The following is a 22,871-nucleotide window of genomic DNA, read 5'->3' as shown; positions in this document are numbered from 1 at the left end:
TTTTTCACAATAATAATTATTATAACGCTTATGTTTGAGGCGTTTTACACCATGGAGAGGTATAAATGGTATCTGCTGATCTAAATGTTTTTAAAGGGACACCAACGGTAGCCGTAATGGATAATCGCGGCCTCCCTATTCGTTCTGTACAGTTTAATCGTAAAGTCGCAGGTGAAGCCTTAGATACGCTTATTACCCGTTCGGTCTATAATGCCATTGGCCAACCTAAAACGTCGGCAGATCCGAGATTATTTGATAGTGGGAGAGTAAACCAGACTCAAACCCAAAGTCTGGCTGGACAGCTGCTTTGTATCGACAGTGTGGATGCCGGTTCGCGGATTGAGCTTACGGATATTACGGGCGCACCTTGTCTGGAGTGGGATTCGCGTGGTACGACGCGCCGTTATGAGTACGATGACACCTTACATCGTTCTGTGGCGATACATGAACGCTCGGAAGCGAATGGTATGACGGAACAAATTTGTGAGCGTTTTGTATATGCAGGCCTCGGAGATTCAGATAAAAACCTAAATGGCCAATTGCTTTGTCATTATGATCAAGGTGGTCTGACAGAGGTAACCAGTATTAGCCTAACTGGTCAGCCGTTGAACCAGCAACGTAACTTACTGAATGATAAATATATCGACAGTGATTGGCAGGGTAATGATGCAGAGGCGTGGAGCGAATTACTGGATAACAATACGTATTCAACTGCATGGATATATGATGCCTTGGGTACGGCCCTTAGTCAGAAGGATGCCAACGATAATGTTCAATATAGCCAGTATGATGTCGCGGGTTTACTAACCGCCACATACTATCAAGCGTCGGGGCGTGCTACACAGCACGTATTATCAGCGATACACTACACTGCGAATGGTCAGGTGATGTCAGAAACGGCAGGGAATGGCGTCGTCACGACTTATGAATATGATAAACAAGATTGGCGTTTAATGCAGGTGCTGACAACAAGGCCTGAAAAAAACCGGCGAAATACCCTGTTGCAAAACTTGAATTATACCTATGATCCGGTAGGAAATATTGTTTCGGTTAATGACAGTGCACAGGCAACACGGTTTTATAAAAATCAGCGAGTGACGTCGAAACAGGCTTACACCTACGACGCGATTTATCAACTAATTACGGCGACGGGACGTGAGAATAGCACGCATTTATCTCAAAATGGGTCTTTGCCATCCGCTTTGCCAATCGGCGATAAGTCACAATATACGCGTTATACCCGAAGTTACAGTTATGATCGTGGGGGTAACCTTTATACCGTAACACATAATGGTACTAATACTTATACATTAGATATGGTGGTATCAGATAAGAGTAATCGTGCAGTGCAGCAACGTAGTGTAAATCCAATAGCAGAAGATAAGGTGGATAGCTACTTTGATGCACACGGCAATTTAATGAAGCTAGAACAGAGTAAAAACCTAGTTTGGGGACGGCATGACCAGTTGAAGCTGGTGGCGGTTACGGGCAACCAAAACGAAGTTTACCAGTACTCGGGACAGGGATCGCGTATTCGTAAATACCTGTCAGATAACATCAATGAGTCTGAGGTGATTTATCTCCCAGGATTAGAGCTGAGAATGAAGCGAAACAATGGTAAGTTAACGGAAGAGCTGCACCTTGTTACGCTAATGAACACTGGGCGTAATAAAGTACGGGAATTGTATTGGCCTGAAGGTAAAAATAAACCCGAAAATATGAAGGATCACCAGCTTAGATACAGCTTAGATAATCACCTTGGCAGCAGTAACTTAGAGCTTGATGAGAATGCTGATATTTTGACACTGGAAGAATATTATCCATTTGGTGGTACGGCACTTTGGAGTGCAAAAAATGACACTGAAGCTAAGTATAAATACGTGCGTTATTCGGGCAAAGAGCGGGATATGACCGGACTGTATTATTATGGTCATCGCTATTATATGCCATGGATGGGACGGTGGTTAAATCCAGATCCAGGTTGGACGGTAGATGGACCGAATCTATATTGCATGGTAAGGAACAACCCTATTACTATGTATGATCCTTCTGGCTTAGCTACGACACCGACTGCTTTTGGAAATATGAAGCCTAATACCAGTCTAAAGGATATAGCTATGCTGGGTAGTCACGATTCAGGAACGCACGATATAGATTTTTTGAAGGGGATCAGTGTTTGTCAAAACAGTAATTTAATAGAGCAGAAAAATGCGGGGGTTCAGTATTTCGATCTTAGAGTGAGATCGAACACAAAGAATGATTGGCACTTTTATCATGGAGAAAAAAAGTTGATGGGCGCCATAAAAGGATTTACAAGTCCATCAGACGCGTTACCTCAAATTCATGAGCTATTAGATGCAGCAGTGGCAGACAAGAATAATATTTTTATTTTCAAATTTCATTTTGATAAAAATACGAATGGAAAGCATGATATTAAACGTTTTATGTCGAGTGTGATTACGTCACACGCTGGTAGCATTGTTGAAAGGGATAGCCACAACAGTCGATTAGCGGATGTGACCCCGAATAATTCTGTTTCAGCAGGAAAAAACCTCATTATTCTCGCGCATCATGCGAAAGGTACTCAGGATGATTCATTTATATGGAATTATGAGGATAATACCTATGGAGGATGGGGTAAGACCCCACTACGTAAAAAATTAGGTTCTTTTTTGCAAAAAAACATGAGTATGGGAAATACGACAAGGAGACTATTGATTTCTCAAATGAACCTTCCTGCTTGCCTCCCTCCTCAATTGAAAATGTTTATGACATTCAGATCGTTTACAGGATTAAGAAGGCTTGCAAAATTTAGTCATAGACATGTTTCCGATAACGTGAAATCTAAAGCTGGTGAAGGGTATAACCCTGGGATATTATCGGGAGATTACGTCGGTAATCATAAAGCCTCTTCCACCGATCAGAATATGGAAACGGTAAATCAACATAATTTACAGCATAGGGCATAGTCTTATCTCATTATGTTCGCCTTTTGCGTGATCCTGATGCAAATAATGTCATGCTGACAGCAAAGGAATTTGAGCATAGCTGAATGGGCGTATAAATGCGGAGCTATACACGATAGAGATCATAATGCTGCTATCAATCCCTCATCACTAGCATATTATCTTGCTGCTGTGATAGTAGCAGGATGTTCTTGGTATTTTTATGCATGACGTCCATTTTTATTATTTTCAATAGACATAAACAAACATAATTACTATATTAACCATTTGAATAAGCAGAATAATATTAATTATTCCACATGTTTTTTTGTGTGAAATATACTTTAACTTCAGGATAAAGTGTGTTTTAAATAGTAGGGATAATCTATGAGATCGAGTATCTCGAATCAACGAAAACGAACCAACCATGCGGACCCGCTTAATAATCGTCGCCCTGATTTATCATTTGCAGGATTGGATATTAATTCAACATTTACGCTCATTTCTCCTAATGCAGACTCACTATTCAAACAACATGAGTTATTAAAGACATTAAGTAACGTTAGTCTGCCCATCAATTCTACTATCCATTAATTATATATTCATTTTTCAGTTAAGCTCTATTTGAGCCTATATGGAGTATTTATGCAAAGCACAGATAAGGTTCAGTTACAAACGCCGTCACTACCGAAAGGAGGGGGCACTATCAATGGTATGGGTGAAACACTGACCGCGGGTGGTCCTACAGGGATGGCGTCGTTATCGATACCGCTGCCAATTTCAGCTGGACGTGGTAACGCACCTGCGCTGGGTTTATCTTACAGTAGTAGTGGTGGTAATAGCCATTTTGGTATTGGTTGGCAATGTGGCACGATGTCAATCAGCCTCAGGACATCAAAAGGAGTGCCTAATTACGCAGGAGAAGACACTTTCTTAGGCCCATCTGGGGAAGTGTTAAATGCGGTTGTAAATAACAAGGTGCCAATTCAAGAAGTGAAAAATGTATTACAGGGAAGTGACTTGGGGAGTGATTGGCAAGTCTCTCGTTATCAACCGCGTATTATAGGTGATTTTAGTCAGTTGGAATACTGGGAGCCAAAATCAACAAGTAATAACGCAGATAATAAAGCAGTTGACGAGAGCCCATGTCAACCATTTTGGGTATTATATACTGCAAATGGCGAAGTGCATTTGTTTGGTAAAAATAGTCAGGCTCGTGTGGCGAATCCAGATAAACCAGAACAGATCGCTCAATGGTTACTGGAAGAAAGTGTAACGCCTAGCGGTGAACATATTTATTATCAATATAAAGAAGAAGATGATAATGGCTGTGATCAGGTTGAAATTGATAAGCTGTCTTCAAGCAGTGCACAACGATATTTAAAACAGGTTAATTATGGAAATATAACTTCATCGCCAGCATTTTTTTCGTTGAGTGCGGCACCTGATGATGATCAGTGGTTGTTTCATTTAGTGTTCGATTATGGGGCGAGTTCCAGCAGCATTAATGATGTGCCTGAATTTTATCCTAATGCAACAAACTGGATGGTTCGGCCGGATTGCTTTTCTCGTTTTGAATACGGCTTTGAGATCCGAACGCGTCGTTTGTGTCAACAAGTACTCATGTATCATCGTTTGCAAGCATTATCTGCTGGTTCGGTTAACGTCAGCTTGGCTGATGAAGTACCTGCTTTGGTATCGCGTCTTATATTAACTTACGATCTGAATAGCAGAGCCAGTACATTGACGTCTGCCCGTCAGTTAGCCCATGAAAACGGCAAGAAGCCCGCTCAATTACCTCCTTTAGAGTTGGATTATCAACGGTTAGATCGAGATCATGCTCATGATATACCGAGTGGGGCTTGGGAAGAAATGCCTCAACTGAAAAAGTTAAATCAATACCAGCCATATCAATTGGTTGATCTATATGGCGAAGGGTTACCTGGGATCCTTTATCAAGATGGTCCTGATGCGTGGTGGTACCGAGCGCCAATTCGCGGTGACGGTGACGCTAATGCAGTCGATTATGATGTAATGACATGTTTACCCCAGATCCCCGCCTTGCAAGGTAGTGCTTCTTTACTCGATTTTAATGGTGATGGTAAGCTAGATTGGTTAATAACCTCTGCGGGTGTGAATGGTTTTCATAGCATGGCATCGGATGGGCAGTGGTCATCGTTTATTCCGTTATCAACACTTCCTACTGAATACTTTCATCCTCAGGCACAATTGGCTGATTTAACTGGTTCAGGGCTTGCTGATTTGGTTATGATTGGGCCACGCAGTGTACGGCTTTATGCGAATGAGAGAACTGGCTGGGCTCAGAGTCATATTGTTGAACAATTAGCGGGTATCACATTACCTATTTGGGGCCGAGATGAAAGACGGCTGGTGGTTTTTGCTGACTTATTAGGTTCAGGTCAACAGCATTTGGCTGATATTTCTGCCACAGAGGTAACATGCTGGCCTAATTTAGGTAATGGCCATTTTGGTCAACCAGTTAAGCTGCCAGGATTTAGTCCTGAGACTGACATGTTTAATCCTGAACAGGTTTATTTAGCGGATATTGATGGTTCTGGTACAACGGATATTATTTATGCGCACAGCACTCGCCTTGAATTGTTTATTAACAATAGCGGCAATAAGTTTAGCGAGTCGGTTACAATTGCTCTTCCGGACGGCGTGATATTTGATAATACCTGTCAATTGCAGATAGCGGATACGCAAGGGTTAGGGGTTTCGAGTTGCATACTGACAGTACCGCATATGGAACCTCGCCATTGGCGTCTTGATTTCGCAACAGATAAGCCCTGGTTGCTGAATACAGTCAATAATAATATGGGGAAAGAAACATCACTGTTTTATCGCAGTTCAGCTCAATTTTGGCTAGACGATAAGAAAAAGGCCAAAGAGAGCGGTAACACACTGAGTAGCCACCTGCCATTTTCGATTCATTTATTATGGCGTACCGAAGTGTTGGATGAGATTACCTGTAATAAATTGACCAGCCGACAGCAATATGCGCATGGTTGTTGGGATGGTAAAGAGCGAGAATTCAGAGGATTTGGTCGGGTAACGCAGACAGATACCGATACGTTTGCTCAAGGAGTCGGAGGTGAGATGCCAACACAGCATCCTGCACGTGAAGTGAGTTGGTTTGCTACGGGCATTGAGGACATTGATAAGCAATTTCACTTGGAATATTGGAACGAAGACAGTGACGCGTACCCAATATTCACGCATAGATATACTGAATTTGATGACACGACTGGTATTGATAATGAGATATTGCTGACGGATCAGCAAACTTATTGGTTACAACGTGCACTTAAAGGTCAATTGCTACGTAATGAAGTATATGGTGAAGATGGTACAACTAAGTCACCGTATTCTGTATCTGATCATCGTATTCAAGTTAGAATGATTGAGGGTGCCGCTACTGACGAACCTTTTGCTTGGGTGAGTGAAATTGAAAGCCGTAGCTATCTGTATGAACGAATAAAAAATGATCCACAATGCAGCCAACAAATTTTACTCGCGAGTGATGCCTGGGGGATACCGATAGATAGTGTGAGTATTGCTTATCCGCGTCGTGCTAGTGCAGACCAAAGTTTATATCCAACGAGTATTACAGAAAATCAATTTAACAGTAGCTGTGATGAGCAACAACAGATGCTTAGACTCACTCGTCAGCGTCAATCGGTACATCATTTTACTGATATTCATGAATTTATATTAGGTGTCCCGGATATTGCTCGAAGTGATGTGTGGGAATATGAGCAAGCTATAGCAAAAGATTTTGATTTAGAAGATTTTCTTGATAATGGTGGCAGTTTTTCATTAATTACATCTAGTGATACAAGTTATTCAGGTCATCAGCGCACACAATATTTACCGATGGAACAAGGTATTGAAAATGCGACTTTTCCACCCTTTGTTGCCTATATTGAAACGGCAGAGTTAACGGAACAAGATTTAACTGTGTTTAAGGACAAATTAGATCTGGATGATTTGAATAAAACGTTAGAAGACGCCGGTTATATACCTGTTGTAGTCCCATCTTTTTCTACGGATACAGGTGCAGACTCTCAGCATCAGGAACACACAGTATGGGCTGCACGCCGAGGTTATACTGAGTATCATGATGTTGATCAATTCTACCGAGTCAAAAACCAACAAAGTTCATTACTTACAGGCAAGACGGAAATTACGTGGGATGCACATTATTGTGCTGTAACGAAAGTCACCGATGCGATTGGACTCACTGTTAATGCTAAATATGATTATCGTTTTCTTGCACCATATGAAATAAATGACACTCAAAATAATAATCACTATGCGACATTTGATGCATTGGGACGAGTGACGTCAGCTCGCTTCTCAGGAACGGAGAATGGTGTTAAAACTGGTTACTCTAGTAAAGACTTTGAGGTGCCAACTAGCATTGATACGGCATTAATACTCGTTCCCGGGATCCCTGTAGCAAGTTTTCAGGTAAGTATTCCGGACAGTTGGATGTACAGAGTTACAGATGCGCAGTTGAAGGAGGTTGGTGATAGTATGACGTGGTCAGCGTTGCGTGATGCGAATGCTGTCACTGAAGATTGTTACGTTTGTGCTTTAGCTTATCGTCGTTGGATAGAAAGAAACGATATCCAAGAATCGTTACAAAATACGTTATCTGACCTATTTTCACAAACACCGCGTATACCACCTCATGGTTTGGGCGTGGTGACGGACCGTTATGATAAGGATCCAGAGCAGCAGTTGCGCCAGACGATACAAATGAGTGATGGGTTTGGTCGGTCATTACAAACGGCAGTACGTTTTGAAAACGGGGATTCATGGGTACGTCAGGATGATGGTAGTTTGGAGGTGGTCGAAGGTAAAACACCTACAGTTAAACCCAGTGAGTTTCGTTGGGCGGTTTCCGGACGAACTGAATATAACAGTAAAGGATTGCCAATACGGAGCTATCAACCTTACTTCTTGAATGATTGGAACTATGTGAGTGATGACAGTGCAAGAGGTGATTTGTACAGTGATACTCACTGTTATGATCCTTTAGGGCGTGAATATCAGGTAATTACGGCCAAAGGGTTTTTACGTCGTTCGACAGTAACTCCTTGGTTTGTTGTCAGTGAGGATGAAAACGATACTTACTTAGATAGTGGGCACTCATTAGGTCGGTAATGCGATGTCACCTGACTTAACGAATAGTTCCTTCTTTTGGATGATAAATGTAAGCCTATTATGTAAGTAATAGGCTTACATTTCATGTGATTCGGTAAGGTTAACGGAATAATATCACTTCTAATTGACATTATACTTAAATGCTTTTAGAGGTGTCCTATAGAATTAAACCACATCACTGTACTTGTTGAATGGTAGGGGAAACACCTAAGCTAATATGTCTTATTTAGATGTCATGCTAAAAGTGAATTTATAATGTTCTAAGCGTGATAACAATAGTTATTTACTATCAATAAGTTAGAGCTAATGTTATGTTTAACTTTGATAATTAAAGCGTTAAATAGAACAAGGATAGTCATGAGTAAAAGTACAATTCAGTATTGGAATACGTTAGCTGCGGCGAATAAAAGCCAGTGGAGTGTCATTGCGGATACAAACGGTGAGCTTGAGCAATTAACTTTATCGATGGATGAAGTCACAGGAGATTACACACGTTTAACTCGATTCAAAGCGGGCGCTGATACTTCAATGTTTGGTGGTAAGTCTCATGATTATCCGGAAGAAATATTCATAGTATCTGGTCGGCTTTTTGATGTGGCTTTTGGTATTTGGTTAGAAGCAGGGGATTATGCAAGTCGTCCTCCCGGAGAAGTTCATGGGCCGTTTATTTGTGAACAAGAATGTTTGGTTTTGGAAATATCGTTCCCAAGTCAAGCTGTTACCTCAGGGTGATACATTGGAGCTTGTTCTTTGCTCTGTATTTGATGGAATAGTTTCTGGTAAGGTGTTGTATTTTAGTGCTTTTATGTTTACTGTGATTAAAGGCTAAATTTACGGGGAGTGTTAATGAAATATCCTAAACCACTACAACAAGGTAGCACTATCGCTATTACTGCGTTTTCATCAGGCATTGAAAAAAAACATGACGCCAGGTTTAGAGTTGTGCGAGAGAACCTTGAATCTAGAGGTTTTAATGTGGTTGTAGGTAAATGTCTATACGGGCAAAGAAAACACGTAAGCGCACCGGCACAGAAACGTGCGGATGAGCTGATGTCATTTCTTATGGATGACGAGATTGACGCTATCTACCCTCCCTGGGGCGGGCAGTTAGCGATTGAACTCCTTCCGCTTATAGACTTTGCCAAACTTCAAACCGTACGGCCAAAATGGATCTTAGGATTTTCCGACGTGAGTACGATAGCTGCCGTTTTCACGAGTAAACTGAGCTGGGCTACCGGACACTGTTCAAATTTGATGGATTTAACCAGCGAAGCTAATGATCCCTTAACAGCTAATACACTTATGCATTTAAGTACTTCTATAGGTGGATCTTTTTCGCAAACTGAATCGAAATTATATGCGAGTAGCTGGCCAGATATAGTCACAGAACCAACCTCTGGAATCATGCCTGATACCCCAACTAACTGGAAGTGGTTGGTAAAACCTGAATTTGGTTCATCAATAGAGGGAAGATTAATTGGCGGGTGTTGGGATACACTGTCTCATCTATTTGAAACTGAGTATTTAGATCTAAAAGGACTATCGCAGCGTTACTCTGAGGGGATCGTCTTATATCTAGAAAATGCTGAAATGTCACCAACTGAGCTAGCCAGAACAATTTTAAACATGAAGTTTAGGGGCGTGTTCTCATGTATCAGCGGGTTGCTGCTCGGTCGAAGTGCAGCTGCTGTACCGAAAAGTGATCAGAGCCTTAGCTACTATGAGGTATTGGAAAAATACCTGATGGATATAGGGATTCCAGTGATGATAGACCTGGATATAGGTCATGTTCCACCAAACTTAACATTAATCAATGGCGCAATCGTAAAGGTTGAACTAAATGAGACTGGAATATTGCATCAATACTTAAAGTGATGAGTTGCTATTTTACTGATAGAGAACAATAAGTATCATCAACGAGCGTTGGTAATTTGCAATATCAGAACTTATCTAAAGGCGAAATACTTGTGCGCTCAATAAATGGCATTGTTACTTATTTGTTGGTAGTGTCACTCGATGTTATTTATATTCAATGAGGTGATACGGAAGTATATTGCAGCAACAAATAAAATGATCTTACTTTAGGAGATATTCATATCAAGAAATATATTTACGATGTGTTCTGCGGTGAGCAAGCTTTAGGTAACCCATGTGGCGTCGTTTTTCTCGATGAGTGGTTAGATAGTTCAAAGCTACTAAATATTACTCGAAGCCTATCTCAACCTGTCACGTCTTTTATCGTTGAAAACGCTCTTGGTTATTCAATCCGGTGGTTTTCAAACACGGCTGAAATAAACCTATGTGGTCACGGAAGTCTGGGTGCTGCGGCTGCAATTTTAGAAAAGACAGGTGAGGAAAGGGTTTTATTACAAAGTCAGTATGGTGATATTGAGATAACCCAACAGGATAGTTTTTATCAAATGGAACTTCCTGCGTGGACTCCTGAGTTCATTCATCACGGGATAGATTACCAAGAGCTAAATATCGATCCAATTGAGGTTTATGCGACAAGAGATTTGGTTTTAGTTGTAGAGTCAGAGCAAGCAGTCCGTGACTTTATCCCAAATCATGCATGGTTTGAAAAGTTTGCCGATTACCACGCACTAATCGTAACGGCTCAAAGTGATAGTTACGAGTATGTGCTAAGATATTTTGCGCCTCGTATCGGCATACCTGAAGACTTAGCAACGGGTTCTGCTCAGTGCTCTCTAGCACCGTTTTGGTTTAGTAAACTTAGCGCTCATAACTTGAAAGTGCGTCAATTGTCTTCTGCTGGTGGCGTCTTTGAAGTAAGTTTTAAAGATGAAAGCACGATACGCTTATCTGCTCAAGCGATGAAAAGGAAGGCTTAAGGGGATTGAGTATGGTGGTAAATACGGTAAGGTTATATTGATAACTGAAGGAATATTTTTGTAGTCACTAAAAAGGAGTAAATAATAGTGAATGACATATTAGCTTTTAGCTTAATTGCGTTACTTTTAGTTGTATCACCAGGCCCAAATGGTGTATTGATTTTAAAAACGGCATCATCGCAGGGGCCGCGTGCTTCCTTTCTGAATATTTTTGGATTAACGACCGCAACCTTCTTTCACGGTGCGCTTTCCATTTTTGGTTTTTCTGCATTATTGATGCAATCTGCGGAGTTGTTTTTCATCATTAAAATACTCGGTGCAGGGTACTTGTTTTATATTGGTGTAAAAGCAATTATTAGCTCTTATAAAACAACGAGTAGTGATACTGACACGAATAAAAAAATTAACGCGAAGAAGAACGGAGTTGGCTATTTTAATGAAGGGTTCATCACTCAAATCCTAAATCCTAAAGTGTCGATGTTTTACTTGGCGGCCTTTCCTCAATTCATATCTCCTGACAACTTCTCGTATTTCAATGCATTTTCGTTAGTATCAATTCATGCCAGCATCATATTTATGTGGTTTGTCGGCGTAACCTTAGCAATAGATAAAATAAAATCATCGGCTAAAAATACCAAAATGGGCAATTGGGTTCAAAGGCTCTCGGGCACTGCTATGATATATTTCAGTTCAATGATTCTTACACAAAAATAACAGTAAGTATCATAAGGACAAACCTTGAATTACAGATTAGACAGTAATGATTCAACCCTATTTCTTATGTCCATTGAGTAGTCGATTACTTTATGATCTTTGAATCATGATAATGGCCTTAAGCAAGAGTAAATAAGTAGTTTCATGGAAAAAATGCAGATGTTTGGCGTCAATATTACGAAAAGGCGTTAACGCGTAAACATAAACCAAGCACTGAATCCGCGGTTAAGCTAAACACATCTAATTATAAAACAGTAACGGGTTGTGGCTGTGGGACAGGAAGTGATATTTATTACCTGAGTGATTTAGGTTATCAAGTTTCTGGTTTTGGCTCATTCGAGTCTTTATTTTGCCGAGCCTAGCGAGTTTCAAAACACATGGATAAATATCATCCAGTTTAGCCCAAGATGGTGTGTTTGCTGGTGATTTTATGGGGGTGAATGATAGCTGGGCTGCTGGGTATCGTAGTGCAACAAACCCCATGAACAAACAGCAAGTTTTAAATTTGTTTGACGAGTTTGACATTATAGAATTTCACGAACGTGATGAGAAAGGACGAACAGCCATAGGAAAAATCAAGCATTGGCATACTCTCTCTGTGATTGCGGTAAAGCGAGCATAAACGTTGGCTGATGGCTTTTAAAGGAGATCAATATGGAACCCGAACATTTAGCATCTCAACTTCGATGTCCGAGCGGAGATAAAGCGCTTGAAGTTGGTATTAGTATGAATAAAGCCAACTATAATCTTAATCGAGAATGTATAAACCTATTAGAATTAAATGACGAAAACGTGGTGCTAGAAATTGGACCCGGTAATGGAGCATTCGTACAAGAAATTTTGCAAGAAGCCAAAGGCATTAATTATGTGGGAATCGATATTTCAACAGCGCTCGTTGCCGAGGCTAATAGGCTTAATGACACTCAGGTTAGAAAAGGGATTGCTAAATTTGAGTGTGGTGACTCACGGGCACTTCCTTTCGAAGCGGGTTATTTTGACAAGGTGTTTACGGTACACACCATATATTTTTGGGAAAAACCTTATGAACATCTTTCTGAAATCCGACGAGTATTGAAGCCTTCTGGCACTTTTTGTATTGCTTTCGGAAACCGAGATTTTATGAAAAACCTTCCTTTCGTGAAATATGGTTTTGAACTGTATGATGACTCTAGTGCTTGTCATCTTTTACGCGAAGTTGGTTTTAAAATTGAAAGTGTCCATAAATTTACTGAACGTGGCTTAAGTAATACTGGTGAGAGTGTCGATAAACTTGTGCATGTTATTGTATGTAAAGCCTAATATATCCTCTATCGTATGGAACGGTTAAACGCAAAGGAGTGCCTAATGGCTAAGATTTATCTGTTTGATTGGGGTGGAACCTTAATGGTTAATCCCCCAGACATGAAAGGTAAAATGTGTGATTGGGAACACGTTGAAGCGATAAACGGGGCGCATGATACCTTGGCTTTATTGTCACAACAGGGCTGTAAACTTTATGTGGCGACTGGCGCTGCAGACTCAAGTGAAGACGATATTAAAGCTGCATTTGAACGAGTTGGACTTGCAGGGTACATATTGGAATTCTTTTGCCAATCAAACTTAGGTATTGGCAAGGGAACAGCTGCTTATTATCAAGCGGTGGTCGAAGCGCTTGGTGTTGACGCAAGCGAAGTTACCATGGTCGGTGATATATTACATCGCGATATAGAGCCTGCGGTTGAGGCCGGGTTGAATGCGATTTGGTATACCCCAGATGCCTCACGGGCAGAGGTGAGTGGAGATTATCAACAAATCCAGCATCTCAGTGAATTGTGTGATTTATGAGTTAAGGAGAAATGATGAAGTTAGAAATATATCAAGTTGACTCATTTACAAATGAAGCTTTCACGGGTAATCCTGCAGGCGTATGTATAACGGAACATCCACTTGATGAATCATTGATGTTTTCTATTGCAGCTGAAATAGCTGTATCTGAAACCGCATTTTTGTCATTGAATGATTTTAACCTAAGGTGGTTTACACCTGAGGTAGAGGTTAACCTTTGTGGTCATGGGACACTTGCCATGGCACATATCCTAAAGCAAAAAGGGTTAGTTGCTATTGGTGAGGGTATTGTTTTTGAAACATTATCAGGGCCGTTAGAGGTGACTGTTGGTGAACATGATATTGACATGTTGTTTCCAACGGCTGAACTTGAGTTTGATACTCTGGTTAATACAGTACTGCTAGAATTGCTCGGTCTTAAATTGTCTGATGTCGTTTCTTATGTGCAATTTGGACCTAAGTATCTAATCGAAATTAGAAATGAAGAAATATTGCGGTCATTATCGCCTAACTTTGATGGCTTGAACGAATTGGAAGGGCGTGGTGTCGTTGTTACAGCCAAGTCGGATTTCAGCCATGTGGATTTTGTGTCTCGGCATTTTGCTCCTTGGGTTGGTATCAATGAAGATCCCGTCACGGGCTCGGCACATTGTGCTTTAGCTGTATATTGGGCTGAAAAATTAAATAAAGTGGCATTAAAAGGTTTTCAAGCATCTAAACGAGGCGGTTTTGTTGGTGTTGAATTAATGCCAAACAAAAAGGTTAAACTGACTGGCAGTGCGATAACTGTCATTGAAGGTGTTATACATGTATAAATTGAAGGACGTCAAAATGTTAGCACTGAGACCGAATTGCGAATGTTGTGATAACGAAAGGATGCCATAATTAAGTTACGGCATCCGCATACATTATTTGATGACTACTTTTTTAATTATAATGGTTTCACTTGGTACATCTTCGTGACCTTTTACTGTGGCTGTTCTAGAACATGCAATCATGTTAACTACATCTATGCCCGCGGTAACAGTACCAAAGGCCGTGTAGCCCCAGCCAGCGTTTGTCGTCGCTGTATGATCAAGAAACGCATTGTCATCTAAGTTAATAAAGAATTGCGCTGTTGCAGAGTGTGGCGAATCTGTACGTGCCATTGCAATTGAACCAATCACATTTTTAAGGCCTCGATTAGCTTCGTTAGCAATGGCTGGGCGAGTCTTCTTCTCTTGCATATTTTCAGTAAAACCACCACCTTGGATCATGAAGTCTTTAATCACTCGATGAAAAATAGTGCCTTCATAAAAACCGTCTTTGCAATAGCGTAGAAAGTTCTTTGACGTGACAGGCGCTTTCTCCATATTCAGTTCAATTTCGATGTCACCTAAGTTCGTGGTAAAAATAATCATTGTGTTGCACCATCTTTGTATTAGTGTTGGTATTAATTTAATCGCTGCAGTATACGCAAACATAACGCTAAACTGTAGTGGTGATGAGGGAGTTTATTATAATGAAAGTTGTTAAGTTAATTACGATAGCCTTGTTTTCAGTTGTGGTGGTTGCTTGTTCTGTGAGTGAAAATAGTGCGGGTGGTCGAGATGATAACAATCTGGATCCAGTACTGAAAACAAGTGTTAAGGCGCAAACTTGTTCAAATAAATGGTTCACTAAAATAGAAAGCCAATGGATGACAGGTGATGGGCAAGGGCACGGACCCGATTTAGGTTCGTCAGAATGGCGCTCTGTTATTGAATTTAAGTTAGGTATTCGGGGTGACCCAAGCGTACCACCACGTAATTCTGAGCTATGGTGCGCTTACATTAATAAGATTAATAGCATTGATAAGATTAATACAGCTAGATAACTATTTGAAACTGCTTTCATTTAGATGATTAGTTTTATAGAATCACGATCCTAATCATTTGAAGTTAATCACATTCTATGCCTATTCAATTTATAAATAATATCCCTGTTAGTGTAAGGTTTATGCTGATGTCTGCATTGGCTTTTGCGATCATGACGAGCTTGGTTAAATTAGTCAGTACTTATGGTATTCCGGTTTTTGAAATTGTCGCAGCAAGAGCGATGGTGTCATTGATTATTAGCTATGTGGACGTACGTCGTAAACGCATATCCGTTTGGGGCCATAATAAAAAACTACTTATGGCGCGCGGTGCTGTCGGTTCATTAGCCCTCATCTGTGTGTATTTCGCAGTGACGACTTTACCTTTAGCCGAAGCCACTATTTTACAATATTTACATCCGGTATTTACGGCTATACTTGCCTTAATTTTTCTTAAAGAACGTATTCAACGCTCGACTATTATCTGCATTCTGTTTTGCATCGTTGGATTATTACTTATTGTTAGCCCAAGCCTGACATTCTCTGGGACAGCTGAGTTACCTTTATTCAGCGTTGTCGTTGCACTGTTGGGCGCGTTGGGGAGTGCGATTGCTTATGTGATTGTTAAACGTCTTAGTGGTACTGAAGATAGCTCTGTGATTATATTTTATTTTCCACTTGTGGCATTACCGCTATCATTAATCTTACTCGGTGATGATTTTGTTGTGCCTAATATAGAAGCGTTTGTATTGTTGATCTTTATTGGTATTTTCACTCAAATAGGGCAGGTGGGGTTAACCAAAGCCATGCAAACAGAAGTGGCGAGCAAAGCAACGGCGTATTCTTATGTGCAAGTGGTGTTCTCAATTATATTCGGTTGGTTATTGTTTAGTGAAGTACCTTCTCTGTGGACTTGGATTGGCGGTAGTTTAATTATTCTGGGTGCGTTAATTAACGTGTTTGGTAGCCTTAATCTAAGATCATTAAAACCAAAGCAAGCAGGCTGATCATAAAGCATACTTGACTAAAGACGCTCAATGATGGAGTAATAGAATGCAAAAGGTATTTGATGACGTGAGCGCTTTAGATAAGCGATGTGTTGATAAGTTTGGGTTAAGTGAAGATTTACTGATGGAGCATGCCGCTGCGTCGATGATGCAATATATACGCGGTATGTTTTCAAATAATGAGACGATACTAATCGTCTGTGGCGCAGGCAATAATGGCGCCGATGGCATCGCGCTTGCCAGACTTTTATATTCACAATACGATGTAAGCATACTTGTGCCGTATCACGTGAAATCGGCGATGGCCAAACTGCAATATAAAAGAGCTAACCTGCTAGGCGTCAATATTATCGATTCCTTATCTGAGTTATCAGTTGAACACGGACCCGATGTCATTGTCGATTGCCTTTTTGGCTCTGGATTAAGCAGAGATCTGGATGACGAGTCACAACGTCTGATCACACGACTAAATTCTCGGCCTGGACATAAAATTGCTTGTGATATTCCGTCGGGAATAAACAAGCAGGGCCAAGTAACTACCGTCGGTTTTTGCGCTAACATAACCATCACTATGGGTGCGTTAAAAACGCCACTTTACAGTGACGTTGCGAAAGATTATACGGGTAAAATTATCGTCAGTGACTTAGGCGTGCACCGCAGTATTTATGAAACGGCCACCAATACCTTTCTTTTAGACTCCTCTGATATAAAACTACCATTACGAATAAAACAAAACTCGCACAAAGGATCATTTGGCCATTTAAGCGTCATTGTCGGTAATAAAACAGGGGCGGGTATCATTGCCGCGGAGGCCGCCTTTGCATTTGGTGCTGGTTTGGTTTCTGTGATTACGGAGCAAGAGGTCAATGTACCGTATCATATTATGCAAAAGTCTGTCCTGCCAGAAAACTGTACTGCGGTCGCTATCGGTATGGGGCTTGGTCATGATCATGATAGAAAAGCACAAGTGAAACAGATCTTAAACAGGGATATAGCAAAAGTTGTTGATGCAGATTTGTTTCATAACGATATTGTTCTCACTGTCCTAAATAGTGAGAATGTGGTGTTAACGCCACACCCTAAAGAGTTTTGTTCTCTGTTGAAACTGACCAAACTAGCAGAAATAACCGTAGCAGAACTGCAAAATAATAGATTCAAGTATGTAAGACTCTTTGCCGTAAATTATCCCCAAACTGTGCTGTTGTTAAAAGGCGCGAACTCACTTATCACCTATAATAATATTATCTACATCAATCCCTTGGGAAGCAATGCTTTAAGTAAAGGTGGAACTGGAGATGTGTTAACGGGATTGATTGCAGCACTGTTAGCACAAGGGGTCAGTGCTGTTAATGCGACGATCACAGCAAGTTTAGCGCACTGTATGTCAGCAACAAACTATCCAAAAAATAATTACTCTTTAACACCGATGGATGTTATCGAGGGGGTAAAAGTACTGTAAAGACCATTACTATTTTAAATAATCGCTATCTTAAATAATCATTAATTTAAGTAATTGATAGCATACGAAATTTATCAGCGTTTGGAGCATGTTATGTCAGTAAGAAAGCAAAAGCGTAAAGCAGCAAAGCATTCACATAAACATCTGGGTTCAAAGAAATCGGCTAAACAGATTGGTTTTGTCAGTACTCATCCGCGAGCTGCAATGTTCACTGGTTCATCACTTATTGTCATCGGTTTGTTTTTGCTCATCACTGGTATGGGAAGTGACGCTAAGTTTGGATTGGCGATGTTATCAATGGCAATTGGCACAATTATCCTTTTTTTCGCAAATTCAGCGTTACCTAAGAAGACGGTAAAGTAACCTAAAAATATTATTATACCCACTCACGCACGCTTCCTATAATATTGAGTTTCGTTAAAGCATTGACGTAACTCAACGCCCCCTGAGACACGACCTACTCAGTCAGTTTTTTTGGCTTGCATACCAAGCAAGCGTTGCATCAACCGCGATTTATTTACATTAAAATAAAGACTTTAAAAAACAACATTAATGGCTTACATTAGATAGTCACTCAATAAGGGTTTAAAGCGTTTAAGCTGCTTTGTTAACAAGGATTATGGATATGAGTCAGACTTATAACTTTTGCGCTGGTCCCGCAATGTTGCCACATGCAGTGATGGAACAAGCCCAAAAAGAATTTATTAATTGGAATAATACTGGTGTATCGGTGATGGAACTCAGCCATCGTAGTAAAGACTACATGGCCGTCGCTACAGCAGCAGAACAAGACTTACGTGATCTATTAGCGATCCCTGATAATTACAAAGTTATTTTTTCCCAAGGCGGTGGTCGTGGTCAGTTTGCTGCTGTGCCACTGAATATCCTTGGTGATAAAACCCAAGCCGATTACTTATTAACAGGCCAATGGTCAAAATCAGCGGTTGTTGAAGGTAAGAAATACTGTCAGGTTAATGAATCCAACATTCTAATGCCAAGTACCGATGGTATTGTTGCCGTTAAACCTGCATCACAATGGCAAGTATCAAGCAAAAACACGGCTTACGTACACTACTGCCCGAATGAAACTATCGAAGGTATCGAGATTAATGATATCCCTGACACAGGTGATATCCCGCTTGTTGCTGATATGTCATCAAACATCCTTTCTAAACCATTAGATATTAGCAAGTTCGGTATCATTTATGCGGGTGCGCAAAAGAACATCGGCCCATCTGGTTTGGGTGTGGTGATTGTACGTGATGACCTGCTCGACAAAGCCAAACAAGAAACCCCATCAATCTTTAACTATAAATTGATGGCTGAAAATGACTCAATGTTTAATACACCGCCGACCTATTCTTGGTATTTAGCTGGGCTTGTGTTCAAGTGGTTAAAAGCTCAAGGCGGCCTATCTGCTATCGAAGAAATTAACGCAGAAAAAGCCAAGCTACTTTATGGTTATATTGATAGCAGTGATTTTTATGGCAATAATGTCGCGACGGTTAACCGCTCAAAAATGAATGTACCGTTTACATTAGCATCAAGTGATTTGGATACTGCGTTCTTACAGCAATCTCTAGATGCGAATTTAATGGCATTAAAAGGTCACCGTATTGTCGGAGGTATGCGCGCAAGTATTTATAACGCGATGCCAATCGAAGGTGTTAAAGCACTTATTGGTTTTATGGAAAAATTTGAACGTCAACAGCGCGGACTATAAGGATTTATTATGAGTTGTGATTTTTTTGCTTTAGCAAATACAGGGGTACAAGGTTTACACCCTTATCAAGCGGGAAAACCGACTGATGAATTAGAGCGTGAACTAGGATTAACAGATATTGTTAAATTAGCATCGAATGAGAATCCATTGGGTGTTGGTGAATTAGTTAAAGCAGCGCTAGAGAAAGAACTATCGGGTATCACCCGTTATCCAGATGCGAATGGCTTCTACTTAAAGCAAGCACTGGCAGATAAATACGATCTTGCGCCAGCACAATTTACGTTGGGCAATGGTTCTAATGACGTACTGGAACTTATCGCTCGCAGCTTTGTGACGGCAGAGCACGAAGTTATTTTTGCTGAGCACGCATTTGTGGTCTATCCCTTAGTGACACAAGCGATTGGCGCGACAGGTATTGCGGTTCCAGCGAAAGACTGGGGACATGATCTAGCCGCTATGTTGGCTGCTATTACAGAACGTACGCGTCTTATCTTTATTGCCAATCCGAACAATCCAACGGGTACGTTTTTAACCGCAGAAACGTTATATGCATTTTTAAATAAAGTGCCAGAAAACGTGATTGTGGTATTAGATGAAGCGTATTTTGAATATGTTGATAAAGAGTTACAAGCGCCGTCTATTACGTGGTTAACTGAGTTTTCAAATCTAATCATCACACGTACTTTCTCTAAAGCTTATGGCCTTGCTGGTTTACGTGTTGGTTATAGCATGTCAGGTCCAGATATCGCCGATATATTAAACCGTGTTCGCCAGCCGTTTAACTGTAACAGCTTTGCGTTAGCAGCGGCACAAGCAGCATTGTCTGACCATGATTTCTTAACCGCAAGTGTGGCGTTAAATAATCAGCAGCGCGCAGTATTAGAAACATTTTTCAGTGACCAAGGTATAGGTTATATTCCATCTAAAGGTAATTTCATTACCATGGAACTAGCTCAAGATCCGACCGTTGTGTATCAAGCTTTATTACACAAGGGTGTGATTGTTCGTCCTGTTGCGGGTTATGGTTTAACCAAGCACCTACGTGTGAGCATAGGAACCGAGCTGGAAAATGAAACGTTTATGCAGGCGCTACTGACAGTGCTGGCTGAGTTAGCCGCATAGCAAGTAACGCTAGCGACTATTTGTTGTATTAATTAAAAATTAAGTGAATAAATTTATGGAAAAATTAACATTACAACCAATTGGTAAAGTATCAGGCACTATTAACTTACCTGGCTCTAAAAGTGTTTCAAATCGTGCATTATTACTTGCTGCACTTGCTAAAGGCACGACACGTTTAACGAATCTATTAGACAGTGATGATATTCGTCATATGTTAAACGCACTGACAAAATTAGGTGTGCAGTATGATCTGTCTGCATGTAAAACAATTTGTACCGTCACTGGTTTAGGTCGTGCATTTTCTGTAAATGAAAAACTGGAATTATTTTTAGGTAACGCTGGTACAGCAATGCGTCCTTTATGTGCGGCATTATGCCTGAGCGAAGGTGAGTTTGAATTAACTGGCGAACCGCGTATGGAAGAGCGTCCAATTGGTAGCTTGGTTGATAGCCTACGCCAAGCGGGTGCGGATGTTACTTACTTGAAAAATGAAGATTACCCACCAGTGCTAATTAAAGGTACTGGCTTGAAAGGCGGTAATATTAAGATTGATGGCAGTGTCTCTAGCCAGTTCTTGACTGCATTCTTAATGGCTGCACCTTTGGCTGACAATGATACGACGATTGAGATCGTTGGTGAGCTTGTATCTAAACCGTATATTGAGATCACGCTTCACATTATGCAGCAGTTTGGTGTGACGGTAACGCATGATAATTATCAGACCTTTACCATTAAAGGTAAGCAAACCTATCAAGCTGCTGGTGACTTTTTAGTTGAAGGTGATGCGTCTTCCGCGTCTTATTTCCTTGCTGCTGCGGCAATTAAAGGTGGTAAGATCCGGGTAACGGGTATTGGTAAAAAATCAATCCAAGGTGATATCCAGTTTGCAGATGTGATTGAAGCAATGGGCGGTAAAATCACTTGGGCTGATAGTTATATCGAAGCTGAAGTGGGTGAATTAACAGCCGTTGATATGGATATGAACCATATTCCGGATGCGGCGATGACAATCGCGACAACCGCATTGTTTGCAAAAGGTACAACGGTTATTCGTAATGTATACAATTGGCGCGTGAAAGAAACTGACCGTTTAGCGGCGATGGCGACTGAATTACGTAAAGTCGGCGCTGAAGTAGAAGAGGGTCATGATTACATTAAAATCACCCCACCTGCACAGTTAGTTCACGCTACCATTGATACTTATAACGATCACCGTATGGCAATGTGTTTCTCACTAGTAGCATTAAGTGATACACCAGTAACGATTAATGATCCTGGTTGTACCTCAAAAACCTTCCCCGATTATTTCGAACGCTTTACCGGTTTAGTTCAAGCATAAGTCGAAATACACTATATTTGATGCAGTGACGACAGTATCAATCTTAAATAGCGAGGTATTACTGATAAGGTAATACCTCGCTTTTTTTTATTTACGGTTATTATTCCATACTATCTTTATGAAGATCCGTTATAATCGCGACCAGATCCATACAGCACAATTTAAAGTTGTATGTTAGATATTGAGTTTGGAGAATTTATGACAGCAATAGCACCGATTATTACGGTTGACGGACCTAGTGGTTCAGGTAAAGGCACATTATGCCAATTACTTGCGGCTAAGCTAGGTTGGCATATACTTGATAGTGGCGCAATTTATCGTGTATTAGCATTAGCTGCGCTGCACCATAATGTTGAGTTAGATAACGAACCTGCTTTAACTATACTTGCTGCAAACTTGGATGTACGTTTTGAGCCCACTGATAACGGCTTACAAGTGATCCTTGAAGGCGAGAACGTATCACGTGAAATTCGGACAGAAGAAGCGGGCTTTGCAGCCTCTCGAACAGCCGTTTATCCTGCGGTACGTGAGGCATTGTTACAACGTCAACGAGATTTCCGTGTTGCACCTGGTTTAATTGCAGACGGCCGTGATATGGGTACTGTTGTATTCACTGACGCCAACGTAAAAATATTTTTAGATGCATCTGCTGAAGAAAGAGCCATTCGCCGCTTTAATCAGTTGCAAGACAAAGGCTTCGATGTTAGCATGTCAGCCCTTCTGGGAGAGATCGAGAAACGTGATCATCAAGATCGCAACCGCTTGGTCGCGCCATTAAAGCCTGCAGATGATGCACTTGTTATCGATTCGACATCTATGTCGATTGAGGACGTAGTTGCTAGTGTGTTGGCTTTGCAGA

The 22,871-nt window shown here is 40.8% G+C and carries 20 protein-coding genes; 19 read left to right on the top strand and 1 reads right to left on the bottom strand.

Annotated elements, in window-relative coordinates; translation table 11 throughout:
• Positions 1 to 65: 65 nt before the first annotated feature.
• The 11 genes from PE36_RS15700 (at position 66) to PE36_RS15650 (ending at position 14,343) form a co-directional block, all read left to right on the top strand.
• Positions 66 to 2,969, top strand: a complete 2,904-nt coding sequence (locus PE36_RS15700) for an RHS repeat-associated core domain-containing protein (RefSeq protein WP_006033022.1) — start codon at positions 66 to 68, stop codon at positions 2,967 to 2,969.
• 363 nt (positions 2,970 to 3,332) lie between these two features.
• The gene (locus PE36_RS15695) at positions 3,333 to 3,539 is read left to right on the top strand and encodes a hypothetical protein (RefSeq protein ID WP_043994622.1); all 207 of its coding nucleotides are present in this window, start codon (positions 3,333 to 3,335) and stop codon (positions 3,537 to 3,539) included.
• A gap of 51 nt (positions 3,540 to 3,590) precedes the next feature.
• Positions 3,591 to 8,138, top strand: coding sequence for a SpvB/TcaC N-terminal domain-containing protein (locus PE36_RS15690; RefSeq protein ID WP_006033021.1), 4,548 nt, complete (start codon positions 3,591 to 3,593; stop codon positions 8,136 to 8,138).
• A gap of 357 nt (positions 8,139 to 8,495) precedes the next feature.
• Entirely contained in the window at positions 8,496 to 8,870 is a 375-nt protein-coding gene (locus PE36_RS15685) for a cupin domain-containing protein (protein WP_006033020.1), read from the top strand.
• A 114-nt stretch (positions 8,871 to 8,984) separates the two neighbouring features.
• Positions 8,985 to 10,013: a S66 peptidase family protein gene (locus tag PE36_RS15680; RefSeq protein ID WP_006033019.1), complete on the top strand. Its 1,029-nt coding sequence runs from the start codon at positions 8,985 to 8,987 to the stop codon at positions 10,011 to 10,013.
• Positions 10,014 to 10,255: 242 nt separating this feature from the next.
• Positions 10,256 to 10,990 (top strand): PhzF family phenazine biosynthesis protein, encoded by a 735-nt coding sequence (locus tag PE36_RS15675; RefSeq protein ID WP_006033018.1) that lies wholly within the window; start codon positions 10,256 to 10,258, stop codon positions 10,988 to 10,990.
• Positions 10,991 to 11,077: 87 nt separating this feature from the next.
• Positions 11,078 to 11,704, top strand: a complete 627-nt coding sequence (locus tag PE36_RS15670; protein ID WP_006033017.1) for a LysE family translocator — start codon at positions 11,078 to 11,080, stop codon at positions 11,702 to 11,704.
• A gap of 430 nt (positions 11,705 to 12,134) precedes the next feature.
• A complete protein-coding gene (locus PE36_RS24600; protein ID WP_006033016.1) occupies positions 12,135 to 12,326 on the top strand; it encodes a hypothetical protein in 192 nt (63 codons plus the stop codon).
• A gap of 32 nt (positions 12,327 to 12,358) precedes the next feature.
• A complete protein-coding gene (locus PE36_RS15660) occupies positions 12,359 to 13,003 on the top strand; it encodes a class I SAM-dependent methyltransferase (RefSeq protein ID WP_006033015.1) in 645 nt (214 codons plus the stop codon).
• Between the two features lie 45 nt (positions 13,004 to 13,048).
• On the top strand, positions 13,049 to 13,528 hold the full coding sequence (locus PE36_RS15655; RefSeq protein WP_006033014.1) for an HAD family hydrolase: 480 nt from the start codon (positions 13,049 to 13,051) through the stop codon (positions 13,526 to 13,528).
• Between the two features lie 14 nt (positions 13,529 to 13,542).
• On the top strand, positions 13,543 to 14,343 hold the full coding sequence (locus PE36_RS15650; protein WP_043994621.1) for a PhzF family phenazine biosynthesis protein: 801 nt from the start codon (positions 13,543 to 13,545) through the stop codon (positions 14,341 to 14,343).
• Positions 14,344 to 14,436: 93 nt separating this feature from the next.
• Here PE36_RS15650 and PE36_RS15645 read toward each other — a convergent pair whose 3' ends face one another.
• Positions 14,437 to 14,928, bottom strand: coding sequence for a peptidylprolyl isomerase (locus tag PE36_RS15645; RefSeq protein ID WP_006033012.1), 492 nt, complete (start codon positions 14,926 to 14,928; stop codon positions 14,437 to 14,439).
• A gap of 101 nt (positions 14,929 to 15,029) precedes the next feature.
• Between PE36_RS15645 and PE36_RS15640 the strand changes: the two genes are divergently transcribed.
• From PE36_RS15640 to cmk, 8 genes are all read left to right on the top strand, one after another.
• Positions 15,030 to 15,383 carry a hypothetical protein gene (locus PE36_RS15640; RefSeq protein WP_006033011.1) on the top strand — a complete coding sequence of 118 codons (354 nt, stop codon included), beginning with the start codon at positions 15,030 to 15,032 and terminating at the stop codon, positions 15,381 to 15,383.
• 122 nt (positions 15,384 to 15,505) lie between these two features.
• Positions 15,506 to 16,369 (top strand): DMT family transporter, encoded by an 864-nt coding sequence (locus PE36_RS15635; protein WP_006033010.1) that lies wholly within the window; start codon positions 15,506 to 15,508, stop codon positions 16,367 to 16,369.
• A 46-nt stretch (positions 16,370 to 16,415) separates the two neighbouring features.
• Positions 16,416 to 17,828: a bifunctional ADP-dependent NAD(P)H-hydrate dehydratase/NAD(P)H-hydrate epimerase gene (locus tag PE36_RS15630; RefSeq protein WP_006033009.1), complete on the top strand. Its 1,413-nt coding sequence runs from the start codon at positions 16,416 to 16,418 to the stop codon at positions 17,826 to 17,828.
• 93 nt (positions 17,829 to 17,921) lie between these two features.
• Positions 17,922 to 18,191, top strand: a complete 270-nt coding sequence (locus PE36_RS15625; RefSeq protein WP_006033008.1) for a hypothetical protein — start codon at positions 17,922 to 17,924, stop codon at positions 18,189 to 18,191.
• Between the two features lie 262 nt (positions 18,192 to 18,453).
• Positions 18,454 to 19,551, top strand: a complete 1,098-nt coding sequence (gene serC / locus PE36_RS15620) for a 3-phosphoserine/phosphohydroxythreonine transaminase (RefSeq protein WP_006033007.1) — start codon at positions 18,454 to 18,456, stop codon at positions 19,549 to 19,551.
• 9 nt (positions 19,552 to 19,560) lie between these two features.
• Complete coding sequence (gene hisC, locus PE36_RS15615; RefSeq protein WP_006033006.1) at positions 19,561 to 20,673, top strand: histidinol-phosphate transaminase; 1,113 nt, start codon at positions 19,561 to 19,563, stop codon at positions 20,671 to 20,673.
• 55 nt (positions 20,674 to 20,728) lie between these two features.
• Complete coding sequence (gene aroA, locus PE36_RS15610; protein WP_006033005.1) at positions 20,729 to 22,012, top strand: 3-phosphoshikimate 1-carboxyvinyltransferase; 1,284 nt, start codon at positions 20,729 to 20,731, stop codon at positions 22,010 to 22,012.
• Between the two features lie 198 nt (positions 22,013 to 22,210).
• On the top strand, positions 22,211 to 22,871 hold a 661-nt coding region (gene cmk / locus PE36_RS15605), incomplete at its 3' end, for a (d)CMP kinase (protein WP_043994618.1).

Origin of the sequence: Moritella sp. PE36, from assembly GCF_000170855.1 — a bacterium.
GTDB lineage: Bacteria > Pseudomonadota > Gammaproteobacteria > Enterobacterales > Moritellaceae > Moritella.
Note: the sequence above shows the minus strand (reverse complement) of the source record. Positions and strands in the feature narration are given on the sequence as shown.